Consider the following 16569-nt stretch of genomic DNA (forward strand, 5'->3'; position numbering starts at 1 on the left):
ATTAACCTTTCACCCCGCCAACCGTGAGACCTGAGATAAAGAAGCGCTGAAAGAAAAGAAACAGAATCAAGATGGGCACGATGGCAAGCACGGCTCCCGAGATCAGTTCCTCATAATGATTGCCCAGCGGGGATACGAAGGAAGCTAGCCCGATCGGCAGAGTGAACTGCTCCGTTGTCCGTAGGACAATGAGCGGCCAGAGAAAGTTATTCCAGCTGTTCATGGCCTGCAAGATGGCAATTGCGCCAAATGCCGGGGCCATCAGCGGCACCATGATGCGGAAGAAGATGCCAAACTCGGTACAGCCGTCAATTCTGCCTGCGTCCATAAAATCCTTGGGCAACCCCTGAGCAAATTGCCTGAAGAAAAAGATTGGCAAAGGGGCCACCACAAAAGGCAGAATAACGCCCCACACCGTATTAATCAGCTTCAGTTTAATCGTCAGTTCATACAGAGGCAGGATAATAATTTCCATTGGAATCATCATCACAACCAGCACGAAGGTGAAGATCAGACTCTGTCCTCTGAAGCGGTACACGCCGAGTCCGTAACCGACCATGGACGAAAACAACAGGCTCAGTACCGTGAACATCGCTGTAATGACCAGACTGTTTTTGTACCATGTAAAGTAGTGACCTGCTGCTCCCGATCCGGCGAAGATCGTCTTATAATTGTCCAGGCTCATTAAGGCCCAGTCCCATCGAACGTTGAGGCCGTACCGGAACAGTTCGGCAGCAGGTTTCAGTGAAGCAAGCATCAGTGCATAGAGCGGAAATAACATCAAAACAGCCAAACTCGCGAACAACACCAGTAACAGCAGCGAAGCAGCATTAATTTTATTTTTTCGTGTCCCCAAGTACTAATCCTCCTTCCTGAACATGCCCAGCACGGTCAGCTGAAGCATGCTGATCAGAAGCGTGATGACCAGTAATGTGATGCCAATGGCTGCACCGAACCCGAGATTAAAATATTGGAATCCCTGTTGATAGATATAACCTACCATCGTCAGTCCGATATTTTGCGGAGAGGGTTTGCCTGCCCACAGCATGTAGCTCTCCGTGAACATCGAATACCCTCCATACAGCGTAATCGTAATCACATAGATTGTAATTGGCTTAAGCATGGGCACCGTAATACTCGTGAATTTCCTCATCACTCCAGCACCATCGATATCTGCGGCCTCATACAGATCCTTGGGAATGCTCTGCAGTGCGGAGAGAAAGTACAGCATGTTAATGCCCATCCAGCGCCAGCCTGCGAGCACGACCAGTGCAACCATTGCGAGGGACGAACTGTACAACCACTGCTGCCTTGGAATGCCAAAAACACTCAGAATGGAATTCATCAGTGCCCCGTCGAGTTCTCCGAAGATGAGCCGGAATACAACTCCTGCTACAACTACCGAAGTCAGTGCAGGAATAAACAAGGCTGAGCGAAAGAGATTGCGCGCCATCATGCGACTCGAATTAAGAAATACGGCAAGCATCATGGGTACCGGAACCAACAGCAGCAGCGTCCAGAAGGTGTAACGTGTGCTATTCCACAGTGCGGCCCGAAAGTCGGCGTTCCAGAGTTTGCTGTAATGCTCAAGCCCCACAAACCGAACATCTCCAGGGAGAACCTGCTGAAAGCTCATCATTCCAGCCCGAAATAAGGGATAAGCGAAGAAAATGAGAAATGACAAGATAAACGGTAACACAAACCAATACGGAGCCCATGTTCTTGAGTTCATTCTGATGCTTCTGCGCCTGCTAGCGCGTACGGAAGCCGCTGTTTCCTTATGCAACTGCACGGTGGACCAACCTCCAACCTGGAATAAGCTATATACTCTATATCAAAAACGATCCGACCACACCATTCACCGAGTCAATTCAGCCTGCACGTCATTAAGCACTTGTTCAGGATCCTTCAGATTAATGAAAATCTCTGGCATCGCTTTATTACGCACCGCATCGAACACCTCAGGTGACTTCTCCCGAATGTGGACTGGAGCAATCTCATCCTTCACCCCGAGCAGGGTGTCGAAAATATCATCTCCGAAATAATCCGTGTATTTGTTTGACTCCTTCATGGCTGCATCTGTCCATACGTCTGTGCGAATCGGGTCAAATCCAAGCTGCTTCCAGATCTGAATGTTACCCTCTTTGGACAGTTTGGCATAAGCGAGAAATTGCTCGGCGAGTTCAATTGAAGCGGACTGGTTGGTAATGGACGTGGCAGTCCCCCCCCATGCCTGCGGAACGATTACCGCCCTCTTCCCAAGCCGGCAGTGGACGAATGATCATTTTGCCCTTGAGATCGGGAATGTGGTCGGTGAACCGGTTCATGAACCAGAACGGCATAAACACTGCTGCTGCATTCCCCTTATCCATGTATCCGAAGTATTCTTCCGTGTCATGTCCAGCACCGGGCGCGACAGCAGCAACACCTTCTTGAACCATTTTCTGAAAGAACTTCATCGTTTCAATATTGATGGGGGCATTCACCGTTACGTTGCCATCGGCATCCACCTGATCCGACTTCTGCTGACTGATGGCTGGCCACCAGGACCAGTTCCCGTTACCTTCAAATGTGATCATCGGTTTGCCTGTCTTCTCAAGCACCTGCTTCCCTGCCTGCTCGAAATCGCTCCATGTCTTGATCTCATCTGCGTTAACACCCGCTTGATCCAGAATGTCCCGGTTGTAATACATGACGGTTGCCCCCACATGATAATCAATGCCGTAGTATTTGCCTTCCTTGCTGTAGATCTCCACCCGGGATTGCACAATGTTATTCATTTCGGGCTGAATCATGTCCGTCAGGTCGACCAGCTGCGGTACACCTTTCATAAAATTGGGGAACTTGCTTTGCTCGATATCAACCAGATCCGGTGCGCCCACACCGGATTGCAAGGCAAGCAACAGCTTGGTATGCATATCGTCATATGGAATCGTGGTTGCTTCGAGTGCAATCTGTCGTTCAGGATGGTCTTGATTCCACTGCTCAGCCATGCTCTCATAAAACTTCTGATGGGCATCCACAAAAGTCCAGAAGACCAAGTGGGTCGCTCCTGTGTTTTCTCCCCCTCCAGATGTCCCTCCTGATGCTTCCTTTGTTGTACTGCAACCACTCAGAGACATCACTATTACAAGAAGACATACCCCTAACCATACCTGCATTTTCTTCATGTGCAATCCCCTTTCCAAGGTTGTAATCTGAATCTGTTTAAGAATAATAAGCCAAAATTCGTAAGCGCTTTATTTTATATGTTACTTGCTGTATTATGAAAAATAAATGCTCTATGCCAACATGAATTTTAAATATTTCAACCTGTTCGGAGGTGCCGGATTGGACTCGCCCATCCTTCATTTCATCACCCCGCCCATTCCCTATTTTATTGATTGCGGACGTGCTTATTACGAAGAAGGTGAATATCACATCAGCCGCAGGGACATCGGTGTCTTTGACCTGATTGTTGTTACTCGCGGTTCACTCGCCATTAGTGAAAACGGGACGAAATGGCTTTTGAAGCAAGGAGAAGCGCTGATCCTTAAGCCGGATGGACACCATTACGGCAGCGCAGCCTGTGAGACGGAAACGGAAATGATCTGGATTCATTTTCAAACCTATGGCAGCTGGAGAGAGTCTGCGACCATGGACGAATGCCTTGCCAATCAGGCCGAACTAATCGAGACACATAAGGTAAGCGCGTATCTGAACCACTGTGATGTCTGTTCCATCTTCATCCCGAAACATATGCACATTACAACCAAAGACATGGAGCTGCTGGAGCATTTCTCTCAGCTTGATCAGGAGCCTCAATCCATGCGCAACTGGAAACGACAGGCGACATTCCAGCAGTTTATGCAGCATCTGGACCTTGGGCTTTCCTCACTGTCCGATGTTGCCGCCATCCGGATTGCCGAGAAAATTGAACTCTACATTCGCCACAATTACCCTCTGCCGATCTCTAATCCCTTGCTGCAGAAGGAACTCAATTACCATCCAAACTATCTGGCACGTAGCATGCTGAAAGTGTATGGGATGACGCCCATGGAATATCTGCTGCATTACAGAATCGAGCAGGCCAAAAAGATGCTGCTGCAAACCGCCTGGTCCGTTGCTCGCATCGCCGAAGAGATCGGCTTCAATCATGTATCCTACTTCTCTTCCTGTTTCTCCAAAAAAGAGGGCATCTCTCCTTCCAACTTCCGCAGCAAGTTTACCAACATTGAAAATAAACCGGCTCGTCCAGAACTGATACCCTGAAAAATAAAAAAAGCGTCCGCTTACCAGAGATCGCGTTATCTTACAACGCATCCCGGATATATTGGACGCTTTCTCTCTTTGTCTACCTTTTTGAAGAAGCGCTTTTCAGCCCAAGCTTTAGCCCTCCTTTTGGTTCTTGTTCCGTAGGATGGGTAATCATCCGTTGTGGCAACAGCATTTTACTCGTTCAGTTCCACTGTTCCTTGAACGGTAATCGTACCGTCTACTTTCGCTCACCACTTTCTCTCCTGGTAAGACACTCCCTTATTCGCACTCCCGAATCCAAACGCTCATTGCTCCTTCATCCCGATTGGCCCAAGTGAAATAGGGAATAAAGCAAAGCTCGGCAGGTTGGGCATCCCAGTGGACATCACTGCGATACAGATGTGTCCCCCAGTCTTCATGAGATACCACTCGGTGCCCAATGGTTGTAAGTGCCGGCACCCCAAGAGGCATTTGATCCCCGCTAACGATATGAAACTCAGCGTCCCGGGGCAGTTGAATGCGATGCAATCCACGGCCATTGTCGACTTCTTCGAGACAGTACATAAACGGTCCCCGCTGTATGGCTACTTTTCCGAAAGTGGCTCTGATCTGATCGTGCCCTTTCATCCGCAGCAACTCCATAGGGAAGCGAAGCCTGATCTCATCACCAGCTTTCCACGTACGGGTCACCTTCATGTAACCGCACTCAAAAGTAAACCCATTCTGTTCCGTCTTCTCCCCATTAATCCACAGCTCGGGATTCTCGCACCAGTCCGGCTTTCTCAGAGCTATCGTAAACTGCATTCCCTCCGAGGAATCGGGTCGAACGATCAGCTTCACTTCTCCGGTGGAGGTATAGTCAGAGGCCATGGTTAGCGCTGCTCTCCTGCCCTTTAGTGTGAATTCCCCTTCTCCGCCGATGTACAATTGCACATATAACGTAGCTTGTTCCTCAACTGGGGTATACACATATTGATCCAATGAGGCAAGTAATCGTGCAATGTTCGGCGGACAGCAGGCACAGCCAAACCACCCTTGCCGGCGTGTTCGCACGTGGGCATAATTAGGATTCACACGTTGAATCTCCGGATCGACTTCAAGCGGATTCACATAGAAGAAGCGTTGACCATCCAGGGACATTCCACTAATCACCGTATTGTACAGGGCCCGCTCCATAACATCTGCGTACCGACTATCCTGCTTCATCTGAAGCATGCGCTTCGCCCAAAATATTAGTCCAATCGAGGCACAAGTCTCTGCGTAGGCCGTATCTCCGGGCAGATCATAATCTCCTGTAAAAGCTTCTTCTTTGGCTGATGAACCAATGCTTCCCGTAATGTACATTCGCTTACTCACGGTGTTACTCCATAACCGTTCACAGGCTTCTTTCAGCGATGTATCCCCCGTCTCAGCAGCTACATCTGCCATAGCCGCACACATGTACACCAGTCGAACTGCATGGCCATCTGCTGTCGACTGCTCCCTAATTGGGAGATGGGACTGGGAGTAGGTGTGCCGGTGAACCATATCCAACTCGCCAAAATGTAGGGTACGGCCCCTATGTTCCCATTCCTCTACAAAAAAATGCGGTCTCGCTCCCCGCTGATCCAGAAAATAACGGCTCAGTTCGAGATACTTCTCTTCCTTTGTCGTCTCATACAGCTTGAAGAGTGCAAGTTCAATCTCCTGATGCCCATCATAACCAGGCAATTGTCCAGGCTCTGTACCAAACACGGTGCCTATATGGTCCGCCAGACGGATAACCACATCCAGCAGCATGCGCTTGCCTGTGGCATGATAATACGCCACACCAGCCTCAATCATATGTCCTGCACAATAGAGTTCATGACATTCGGCGAGGTTCGTCCAGCGCGCCCCAGGTTCACGCAAGGTAAAGTATGTGTTGAGGTAACCATCGTGTTGCTGTGCCCGTGCAATGGTTTCAACAACGGAATCCACGAGGACTTCCAGTTCCGGATCGGGCTTCGCGGATAGCAGGTACGAAGCTGCCTCAATCCATTTCGCAACATCGCTGTCCTGAAATACCATCCCATAATGAACGCCCTCTTCTTCCCCTGCAGCGATGCGGAAATTCCGAATGGCCCGGCTTGGTTCAGCTCCTTCGATACGATCATTGAGCGCCTCCCATTGATAGGGAACAACGACGTTGCGGACCAATTCGATATAATGTGACCAGAATGGATCATTGATTGTATGGCTATACACTGGATATGGATGGTGTGGTACATCTGGTTTTGTCATGGGAACCTCTCCTTGTTCTATTTTAATATCCTTATTTTACAAATCATTACATCAGGGCAAAATCATCATTTCCAACTGAAATTTACATGATTACAACCTTTCACGACCGCCGTCCTTGCTACATTTGTTCTTATTCGGGCTTCGTTCCCCACAGCCTTCGTCTCTTCAACAGTTTGGTCTGGTAGAACAAGACCACCCGTACCATATACCTCGCTGAGTAGTTCTGTATCCCGATTACAATGATCATTCATAATGTGTGGAACAAACTGGTCAGTACAACTACTCCCTATTCTTATGATGAATAGAGTAAATAATGGTTGCCCCTCAAAAATATGTTGGGCAACCATTATTTTTGTCACATGTTGATTTTGGAGTTGTCCTGATTCTACTTTTCTACGTTTGTAAGCAATCGGTAAATAACCGTCACCGCTTGCGCACGTGTGGTCTGGCCATTAGGGATAAAGCGGCCATCCGGCATGCCTGTAATTAAACCACCCTGGCGAACAGCCTCTACTGCTGATGAGGATTCAGAAGAAAGATTCTCCAAATCAACAAACTTTGCAGAACCATCCTCCTCTTCGGTTGATAATGTAACATCTAAATTACCTGCAAGCCGATAAATCATTACAGCCATTTCCTCACGGGTGATGGGTTCATTGGGACCAAAAGTGCCATTTGCTTTGCCTTTGACAATGCCCAGCTTATGCGCACTTGCGATTGGTGTGCTATACCAGCTCTCTTCTTTGACATCACTAAATGATGGTTTTGCTGATTCATCCAACAGATCGAATGAGTTCATCAACGTTTTGAGGAATTCTGCACGGGTTACTTGAGATGTTGGATTAAATTCTCCAGCTCCCGTTCCCTCAATAGCTCCTCTTGCTGCAAGTGCTTCAATACCTTCCACAGCCCAGTTCACATTGATCAAGTCCTTAAAGGCAGCGTTTACGCCAAGTACTCCGAACATGCCGTTCTTCTCCATGTTAAACTCAAACATTTTTGTGGATTCATCATATTTACCGCCGACAATAGCTTGGGCCACTCCGGTATCGTTCAGTGTGAAGGCCACAACCTGATGCCCTTTTATCCCTTCCTTCAACTGATAAGGCATGGCTAGTCTAAGTCCTTTTCCATGTAGTTCTTTAGAAGAAATACTTTTCCCATCTGCATCCACCGTGATGTTGCTGACCAAGTCAGCTTCAAGAAGTTTTCCAGCTTGTTCTGGTAACTGGCTTGGTTCGACGGCTTCAAAGACCACTCCCAGATTAGTGATGTCCCTAATCGCAGTTAGGAATTGATGAGGTATCGTCAACACGGTTGATCCCATTTCAATTTTTACACTGGTTAAAGACTTCGTAGTACTAAGCGTCTTCCACGGAAGCAAGGCTTCGACTTGTTGTATTTCCGAATCCTTTTGGATGACAATGGTTAACTTCCCGTCCTTCATATCTTCCAGCGCTGCTTTAATATCGCTGTCTGTGACCTGAACTTTGACCTTACCATCTTTGCCGGTGGCAGCTGCCTTTACTTCGATTCTGCCTTGGCTCACGGTAACTGACGTAAGCTCTTTCGGATCCGTAGGCGTAGGAGCTGGCGCTGGAACTGGAACTGGTATTGGAGCCGATGGTGATGGGCTTGGAGTCGGTGTAGGTGTTGGCAACAGTTTTAATTCCGCAATAGCAGAATCCAGCACAATAACCGCAGCATCAATGTCAGCCTGTGAAGCGGATCCGCTCGTCAACAATTGTTCGGCAGTGGAGATCTTTTCCGTTAAGTCCTGCCAGCTTTCCGCCGTGTAGCGTTCTTGCTTCAATGCCCTTGCTTCATTCAGCTTTGCTTGAAGAACAGCTGTATTCACTGGCGGATTTTCTGTAACCTTCAGGACAGTGTACGTCTTCGTCGTGATTTGATCAGAACCTGTTAACGTCACTTTGTACCCTGTCTTCAAATCAATAGCTGGCGTCAACCCATCAGATTCGTAAACCGCAAATGTCACACTTGCGGGAACGTTTAAGCCCGTTGTAAGTTCCTCCAGCGTTGTCGTTTCAGGAATAACAATTTCCTTGGCCAATTGATCCACAGAACCGCCCGGAATGTTAATACCAATAATAGTTACATTGTGTTCTTCTACGGGCTCAAGAGCTTCAAAAGCTTCAAGCAACGTTTTGTATGCCGCATCGATATCTCCTTCGGTTGAAGCGTCATTATTATATACGTCACTAGCCATCTGCAAAGCTGCTTGCAACGTTTGCCATTGTTCCGGTGTGCCACTGTAGTTCTCTTCGTTCACGGAAGGATCTGATGCAGCATCAATTGCCGCTTTCAGACGGGACTTATCGTATTTGACATAAATACGAAGGCTTGCTCTTAGATCTGTTCCTTCCACACTGCCAAGGACAACAAAATCAGTTGCGATGGATAGCTTATTTTCGGGAATCTCATCCCACACGACATTAGCCAGCCCTTTCGTTTTGTCTTCATAGGTCACCGTGACTTGTGAAGGCAACTCAGGCATGACGTTGATGATCGTATTAACTGATGCTGGCTCAATGGCTGTTATCGCTCCATGGTCCGTTTGAGGTGGTTCTTCCCCGTCAGGTTTGGCCGATATAGCCCGCCATTCTTTTAAACCGGTATACACCGAACTGCTTTGGTTTTCCATCGTTAAACGTAATTTGTCGGTCGTGACTTCATTAAAGGTGACTTGGTTGAATTTGGCCTTTTCCATTTTCTTCTCACTAAGTCCGCTAACCGCCACATACTCGCCCGCCTCCTGATCCCAATACTCAAAGTCGTAATCGGCAGGAACCTGTACGCCGCCTCCATCATCATAAAAGTACATTGAACTGCCAGACAGGGTCACAGGCGTTTTCCATGTATACTCCACCCAATGACTCTGGTTAGGCGATCCCCAGTTTCCATACTGCGTTTCGATCTCTGGGCTACCCATGCTCCCAGGGACTAAAGGAATATACCCGTCATTCACCGATGTCAAAGATTCCCATGCTGATGTGTAGGAGGCTTTTGGTGTAGCCAACAGAGCAGCATTACGATAACGAAGACTCTCTTCAGCAAGGCGCACTCGATTCGTCATGGACTGCACTTCATCCAGCGAATAATCATCTCGCGCAAGCAGGTCCTTGGCTTCAATCAACACGGTTTGCAATGCCTGCCACGACTCCGGCGTGAAATCATCGGCATTGCGGAGAAGTTTGCCCTGCGGCGATACCCGGTCTGCAAACTTGGCAATGACATTAGACAATTCGGCTGTAGCTACGTATACCGTGATGGGTACTTCTACATTCGTGACTTCTTCTCCATCACTAATGCTCAGCTCGTAGACGTATTCGCCTACCGCGTCAAATGTCACATTCAATGTCGCGTGATCCAGTGCCTCTGCCTGCACTGCACCAGCGTCGCCTGATACTAGATTCCATGCATACGTCAAACGCCCGCTTGGCAGACCATCATCTGTAATTACTGGCGCCAACTTCAATGGAGCTCCTTGCTCCACGTTCACCGGCAGGTCTAGTTGCACTTTTGGTGCAAGATTCTCCGAAGGCGTAACGTTCAGGTCATTATTGTAGATTTGAATTTCCTTAATTCCTGTTGAATAGCCCGATGCATGCGTAAAATGGACTCGGATAGCCTTTGTGTTCACCGCATTAAATTCAACATTATTGTAATTCGCGGCCACATAATTCGGATAACGGAATTGCCCTTCTACAGGCTTCCATGTGGTGCCGTCCGCATCCAAGTATTCCACACCAAACGTTTGTGGAGCTGCATAGCCGTTTGGCCGCCGGTCGTTATAAAAGTAAACTTTTACATTATCCACCGTTTGGGCTCCATCAAATTGAAACGTAACTGAATCAGATGGGTTCGGCGAGCCGCCGAACAACGCAGTATTCGAGGTATGGTTAATGGATGCAATCGTAGAACCGTCTGCCAGTCTGTTCACATTGGAATTGCTATGGATATAGCTGGATTCAACCGTAGTACCAGATGAAGTTGCCAGATTTACGCCGTTATGCTCCACATCAACTCCAGCTTTATTGAACATATCAACTGTTTTTTCATTGCCTCCCAGTGAAGTATCGTCTGCAGAAGCAAGATTGACAGCGTTGCCAATTTCATAAATAACGTTGGTGTTTGTGTTGTCTCCAACCGCCCCTGGCACGTCTCCGTCCGGTTTTTCCACCTTGCCCGTAGCTGTATCAAAAATGATATGTGACATTTCATCCGTCGTCATGACACGTTCGCCATTGATGAACAATGAGTATCCGACGGGGATATCCTTGTAATATGGATTGCTATCGCTGTACTTGGCCGGGTCCTGCCACACAATGGACAGATTGGCATCATGATAACGCACATTGTCCACGGCGAAATGGTCATATTGGATATCAAGTGGCCATAGCTCGATTTTATCGTCCGCTCTTGGCTGAAGGCCTGCCATATCTTCCATGACGGAATAATTCATCATGCCCAGCGTATCGTGGTGAATCCAGGCACGAACCATTTTGCCACTTGGGTTTGGCGGATTTTGCGGTGTCCAAGGCGTACCAAAGAAATAATCCTCAAGCCAGAAAAACTCATTGGAATCCAGGTGATCGGTATTGCCTGGTTCAACTGTATGTAACCAAGCGCCCCAGTCAAACAATGTTTTGTAGGTGTCGGTGTTGATATTCTCCACCGGATAATGACGTAAGGAAGCACGAATTGTATTGATGTAATTTCCAAAGTTGCACCAAGCGAACTGATCCGTTCCGAACGCGCTGGTCTCTCCATTCCGGAATGCTTCCACACGTTTCATGATACTGTGCTGATCTGCCGTAAAGAATGGGAAAATCGGATAATAGTTTGGATCACCATAATCGGATAACTGGGTCAAGTATTTGGATTCATATCCTGCCTCCCCTTCTTTCGGCACTACACCGAAGTTAAACACAAACATATTGTTGTCACGCCATGGATTGAATACGTCTTGTTGGTTGATGACTTTTTTGTGCAAAAAGCTGCCTTCGCCATTCGTATCAGCTTCGCCATCACCGTCAAAATCCGCTTCGTCGTACCACATGTTGTTCAGAATGGCGTTCCGAATGCGCTGCGCAACCTCTTTCATGTGTTTCGCGTTTGCGTCATCCCCGAGTTGTTCGTACATTTGCTGCGTGGCAACTGCGTTTGCATAAGCTGTGGAAGAACCGTCCAAACGCGCATAGTTTCCATTTCCTTTCCAGTGCATGGACACCGTGTCTCCATCATTGCCGGTAATTGGTCCGTGATTGTAATAAACCAAATCAGGATTGGTTCCCCGGAAATGATTCAGTGTACCCGTCACATCGCTTGCCGAGAAATCAGCGAATTTTTTCAATACCTTTTCTCCGCCACCATAAATCTTGTACGCTTCCCAACCGACTTGCGAGGTGTTTTGCATCATATCCCATGTCCAGATATTCGGTCTTCCCGGATTGTTTTTGTAGTTGGCGTTTTCAGAATATTCGCCTTGGGCCAGCCAAGTCCCGTATGCATAAGATGGATCTCGCAGCCACTTCAAATCTTGCAACACCCACGGAACACTTACTGTGATGCCGTTGTTGTAACCCAGCACCCCTTCCATGTTCATCGGGAATTGCCAGTCGTTTCCGGGAATGTTTGCTTCCAGCAAGTTGAAGCGATTGGACCACCAGCGATAATATAGAACCTTCTTCACATTTTCGTCAGGAATATCGATGTAGGGGATATTTTGTGCCCACCATTCGTTGTATTCCTTCACTTGGTCACTGAAAGCCTTTTCATTATTACTTGCTTTAAATTCAGCGTACTGTGTTTTCGAGGCCGGGATTTCTTCCGCCAACCACCCCATGACCACTTTTTCATCCACCGAGGTACCTGCAGGGACCGTAATTTCTTTGACCAAATCATTGCCAACAGGCGTCATGCCATCTCCGCTGAGATGCACGTCTACATGGGACATCGCTTCAACATACTCTTCTCCGGCGCGTCCAACCATGATTGGAGCAGCCACCCGTTTACCGATCAATTCATCTCCCTCGGTTTCCGTTACAAATGGAGATTTGACTGTCATCGTTAACGTAATTGGCGCATTACCGTTATTGGTTAACTTCAGTAAAGTAACAGCACTGTTAGAGGAGGTAATGAATTTACGCTGACTGATGTCCAAACCGCCACTCTTGTATGTTTGGTCAGCATGGCTAGGGTAGTTTTTACGAGCAGCCTTGTCTTCCGCTACGGCTCCCGTAGATAGAGTTATGTTGTACATCGTATCCTTGTTGAGGGTATCCGCATAATGTACCGTCCCGACAAAACCGAGCTGCCGGTTATCCTGCGTTTTCATGTACAGCGCGCTCCCCCGGCTGAAAAGGGTGTTGGCGCTGCCATCATCGTTGTTATCGTCTGGGATGACACCCTCGTTAACCAGCAACTTATCGAGCCATGGCAAGTCGGCATGATCTGCAGCAAACTGGTCAAAATCAAAATCTTCGATTGCTTTCATCATTTGACCGACAGTTTCCTGACTGAAATCCACGGGCTCGCTTACGATCTGATTGTTCTTCCACGTTGCATCGCCATAATCGGTACCTACGCCTTCATGAACAAAGTCCGTCGTATAGTTCGCCGATGCAGGTATGATGCCTGTATTCAAAGTTACGGCGGTGGCCAAAGCGGCCACCCACATTTTTGTTGCCCATTTCCTCTTCTTTTTCGCCATTGCTTCGTCTCCTCCTTATTAACCTTTAATTCCCGTCAACGTAATGCCTTCTACGAAATATTTGTTGCCGATCAGGAAAAACACCAGGCAGGGAAGTGTTACGATGAGTGCAAGCGCCATGACCTGCTCATAGTTTGGAATACGCATTCCGTTCACCATGTACAAGCCCATAGGCAAGGTATAATCGGCCTCGGTTTTCAGATAAATCATGGTGTAGAAAAATTCATTCCAACAATTGATGAAACTGAATAGTGCAACAACAATCATGGCAGGACGAATGAGAGGCAGCATGATCCGGTAATAGATGCGGAAATAACCCGCGCCATCGATTTTGGCCGCCTCACTCAGTTCAGCAGGGATTGTCATAAAAAATTGTCTGAGCAGAAAAACGAAATATGCATTGCCGCCTGCGCAAAAAAAGGCTGGAATAATTAGGGCAGGTTTGCCTGCAAGCCCAAGCGATGTATATAACGAAAATTGTGGAAGCAGTGTAACTGCACTAGGCAGCATCATACTGCTGATAACGAGCACAAACCAGGCGCCGCGCATGGGGAATCGTAATTTGGCAAATGCGTATGCTGCAAAGCTGGTCGTAATGACGGTGCCAATGACATACGGAACAACGATGGAGACTGAATTCCATAGCTGCCGCCAGAACTGAATTCGTTCCAGTCCTAGCCTGAAATTCTCAAACCCAAGCTCCTTCGGATAAAATACAGGCGGTCTGGCCAATATTTCCGAATGACTCACCATTGCGCCGCGTAACAGCCAGTACAATGGAAAAGCAAAAATGAATGCAAGCAGGAGAGATAACACAATCAAGCCGAAATGAATTGCTCTTCTTCGGTTTTTAGCCTGCTTGATGCTCGTATATTTCATCCGTGCAGGTGCCGTCTCCATTATCTCACCCACTTTCGTTTGCCCATGGAATCATCACGTTTGAACGCGCCTTGAAAGTAAAATAACACGCCCGTAATCACCAAAGTAATCAGAAATACGATCCAAGCTTCGGCTGATGCCAAACCTCGCATGCCAACTTGCACAAAGGAATGGTCGTAGATCATGACGTTGATAAAGTATGTCATTCGGTCAGGCGCGCCATTTCGTGACAATACCACGCTTTGGGTGTAAATCTGGATTGACGTCATCATACACATGATGAGCTGAAAAAAGAGTACGGGTTTAATCGTTGGATAAGTTACCTTCAAAAACTTGTGCCAGGCATTGCCTCCATCCATCTCAACGGCCTCCAGCAATTCTCCGGGGACATCCTGCAACGTGGCAATAAATACAACAATTGTCCCGCCACATGTCCACAGACTCATGATAAACAAGGTGTAGAAGATCCGAAGTGGGTCGTTGAGAAAATCCCATGGCGCAATGCCCATTTGTAGTAGAACCCAGTTGATGAGCCCGCCTTTGGCCTGATTTTGCAATAGCATCTGCCATACGATCGTTGTCGCAAGCATCGGTATCACAGATGGCAGAAAAAAGATAGCTCTTAGCACATTTCTTCCAATAAACTTACGGTTCAACAGCAAAGCAACGATCAGGCAGAACACGATAACGAGTGCTACGTTTACAAAGGAATAGACAAGCGTAACCGTAATCGATTTTTTAAATTCAGAGCTCGGATTGCTGAAAATATACCTGAAGTTATCTAGCCCAATCCATTCCATGACCTGACTGCCGCTCATAATCGTAATTTTATGAAAACTGTAATATAAACTGGCGAGCATGGGGTACATCGTCAGCACCAAAAATCCGATAATGGCTGGGGCAGCAAATAGATATCCGGCAATGGCCTCTTTGGTGGCACCTTTTGCAAATCTTCTGGCAGAAACGGTCTTCGAACCGATTTTGCGTTCTGGATTCATAAGCATAGCCTCTCTTTTCGAATTCAAACTTCCTTCCTATGATTAGGAAACCTTGCCGCTTTCCCACAGTGACTTGATTGCCGGCATAATTGCATCATAAATTTCTTTGACACTTTTCTGACCGGATAATGCCTGGTCAATAGACTTTTCGTATTCCGTGTTCATTTTTAAATAAGCCGGAACATAATACGCTGGCCATTGGACAATGGCACCCTCGGTCGTAGCATAGCTAAGGATGGTTTCCTTTGCGCTGGCTGGCAGATCAGCAGTCCATTGATCAATTAAAGCTGGATCTGTATACCAGTCCGCCTGATTGGGTAGCCATGCTCCGCTTTTCAGCAAGTCTAGGCTGTTTTCTGGGTTAACCATATAGGCGTAGAATTTCTTAGCCTCTTCGATATGTTTGGAGGTATTGTACACAACGAGTGGAGCTCCAGCATTCATGGTTACTGCTTTCTCCATTTTTGGGAGCACACCTACACCAATGTCCTCATTGCCTTTGATATTCGCTAAATCCCAAGATCCGCTCACAGCCATAGCATAACCCCCGCTTAAAGCATCCACAGCGGAGCCAATTCCAGAACTCCAGGTGTAGCTAAAGGCCGAAGCAACTTTGTCTTTGTTCACAAGATCAGCCAGTTTTTGAATACCTTCTGTCGTTTGGGGCGAATTCCATTGAAACTCTTTTCCATCCGCGGATACAATGCCTCCTCCATTGGCATTCGCTGCCCAGAAATGGTGAAATTCACGACCTGCCGTAAAACCAAGACCATAGTTTTCGGTCAATGCAGCATCGAATCCAGCATCGGCAGCTGTCTTACCACTCGAATCCTTGGTTAGTTTTTTAGCATTGGCAACAAAGGTATCCCAATCCCAGGCTTCTTCAACCTTAGTAGGTGGATATGAAACGCCTGCCTCATTAAATTTCGATTTGCTATAAAACAGCAGTTCCATTTGGTTGGACAAGCCTACACCAATAACTTTCTGTTCTGGAGTATGGATGGTGATTGCAGGAAGTTTCTCCGGAATGGTTCCATCCGCAAGCAGGTCGGAAATGTCCTCTAAAATGCCCATCTCATTATACTTTTGAATGTCAGCTTCCCCCATGTAACTGATGTCCGGCAGTTCTCCGGATTGAAGCCTCGTCTGGATGAAGGTGTCAAATGTGCCGTCTGCTGGCAGCACCTGCGCATTAATTTTCACCCCGGTGTCCGCTGTATATTTTTCTGCAGCGGATTCCACCAGTTGCTTCTGTACGTCATCCCCCCAATACAGCAACTCAAGGGTGATGCCCCCACCGGACGGATCCCCGTTGCCTGCTGCTGCGTTTTTGGCATTGCCGGAAGTGTCCGAATTGCCGGAACAACCTGCTAACGTGGAGAAAGCCAAGGTTAATGCGAGAGACAGAACCAACTTGCGCTTACCAAACCTCATGTTTGTTTTCCTCCCTTTTTCAAAGCT

8 protein-coding genes and 1 pseudogene are annotated in these 16569 nt (G+C 47.5%); 1 reads left to right on the forward strand and 8 read right to left on the reverse strand.

Features of this window, described 5'->3' with window-relative positions; translation table 11 throughout:
• Position 1: 1 nt before the first annotated feature.
• The 3 genes and pseudogenes from FE296_RS26965 to FE296_RS26975 all read right to left on the reverse strand — a co-directional run bounded on the left by FE296_RS26965 (position 2) and on the right by FE296_RS26975 (position 3170).
• Positions 2-856, reverse strand: a complete 855-nt coding sequence (locus FE296_RS26965) for a carbohydrate ABC transporter permease (protein WP_276314415.1) — start codon at positions 854-856, stop codon at positions 2-4.
• 3 nt (positions 857-859) lie between these two features.
• On the reverse strand, positions 860-1732 hold the full coding sequence (locus tag FE296_RS26970; RefSeq protein ID WP_124114981.1) for a carbohydrate ABC transporter permease: 873 nt from the start codon (positions 1730-1732) through the stop codon (positions 860-862).
• Positions 1733-1858: 126 nt separating this feature from the next.
• A pseudogene (locus tag FE296_RS26975) lies at positions 1859-3170 on the reverse strand (ABC transporter substrate-binding protein).
• 121 nt (positions 3171-3291) lie between these two features.
• Here FE296_RS26975 and FE296_RS26980 point away from each other — a divergent pair.
• Positions 3292-4251, forward strand: coding sequence for a helix-turn-helix domain-containing protein (locus FE296_RS26980; RefSeq protein ID WP_223869048.1), 960 nt, complete (start codon positions 3292-3294; stop codon positions 4249-4251).
• A 264-nt stretch (positions 4252-4515) separates the two neighbouring features.
• Here FE296_RS26980 and FE296_RS26985 read toward each other — a convergent pair whose 3' ends face one another.
• The 5 genes from FE296_RS26985 to FE296_RS27005 all read right to left on the reverse strand — a co-directional run bounded on the left by FE296_RS26985 (position 4516) and on the right by FE296_RS27005 (position 16542).
• Positions 4516-6498, reverse strand: coding sequence for a glycoside hydrolase family 127 protein (locus tag FE296_RS26985; RefSeq protein WP_150367034.1), 1983 nt, complete (start codon positions 6496-6498; stop codon positions 4516-4518).
• Positions 6499-6883: 385 nt separating this feature from the next.
• Positions 6884-13231 (reverse strand): S-layer homology domain-containing protein, encoded by a 6348-nt coding sequence (locus FE296_RS26990; protein WP_150367035.1) that lies wholly within the window; start codon positions 13229-13231, stop codon positions 6884-6886.
• An 18-nt stretch (positions 13232-13249) separates the two neighbouring features.
• Positions 13250-14131, reverse strand: coding sequence for a carbohydrate ABC transporter permease (locus FE296_RS26995; protein WP_150367036.1), 882 nt, complete (start codon positions 14129-14131; stop codon positions 13250-13252).
• A complete protein-coding gene (locus tag FE296_RS27000) occupies positions 14131-15108 on the reverse strand; it encodes a carbohydrate ABC transporter permease (protein WP_190945581.1) in 978 nt (325 codons plus the stop codon). The genes FE296_RS26995 and FE296_RS27000 overlap by 1 nt, the downstream gene beginning before the upstream one ends.
• Positions 15109-15150: 42 nt before the next feature.
• On the reverse strand, positions 15151-16542 hold the full coding sequence (locus tag FE296_RS27005; RefSeq protein WP_150367038.1) for an extracellular solute-binding protein: 1392 nt from the start codon (positions 16540-16542) through the stop codon (positions 15151-15153).
• Between the last annotated feature and the right edge of the window lie 27 nt (positions 16543-16569).

Origin of the sequence: Paenibacillus sp. UASWS1643 (assembly GCF_008693195.1) — a bacterium.
Classification (GTDB): Bacteria; Bacillota; Bacilli; order Paenibacillales; family Paenibacillaceae; genus Paenibacillus; species Paenibacillus amylolyticus_B.

Bases quoted from the DNA above. Each gene is read 5' to 3' on its own strand.
- FE296_RS26970 (WP_124114981.1), bottom strand. From the start codon at position 1,732: ATGAACTCAAGAACATGGGCTCCGTATTGGTTTGTGTTACCGTTTATC.
- FE296_RS26980 (WP_223869048.1), top strand. From the start codon at position 3,292: ATGAATTTTAAATATTTCAACCTGTTCGGAGGTGCCGGATTGGACTCG.
- FE296_RS26985 (WP_150367034.1), bottom strand. From the start codon at position 6,498: ATGACAAAACCAGATGTACCACACCATCCATATCCAGTGTATAGCCAT.
- FE296_RS26990 (WP_150367035.1), bottom strand. From the start codon at position 13,231: ATGGCGAAAAAGAAGAGGAAATGGGCAACAAAAATGTGGGTGGCCGCT.
- FE296_RS26995 (WP_150367036.1), bottom strand. From the start codon at position 14,131: ATGGAGACGGCACCTGCACGGATGAAATATACGAGCATCAAGCAGGCT.
- FE296_RS27000 (WP_190945581.1), bottom strand. From the start codon at position 15,108: ATGAATCCAGAACGCAAAATCGGTTCGAAGACCGTTTCTGCCAGAAGA.
- FE296_RS27005 (WP_150367038.1), bottom strand. From the start codon at position 16,542: ATGAGGTTTGGTAAGCGCAAGTTGGTTCTGTCTCTCGCATTAACCTTG.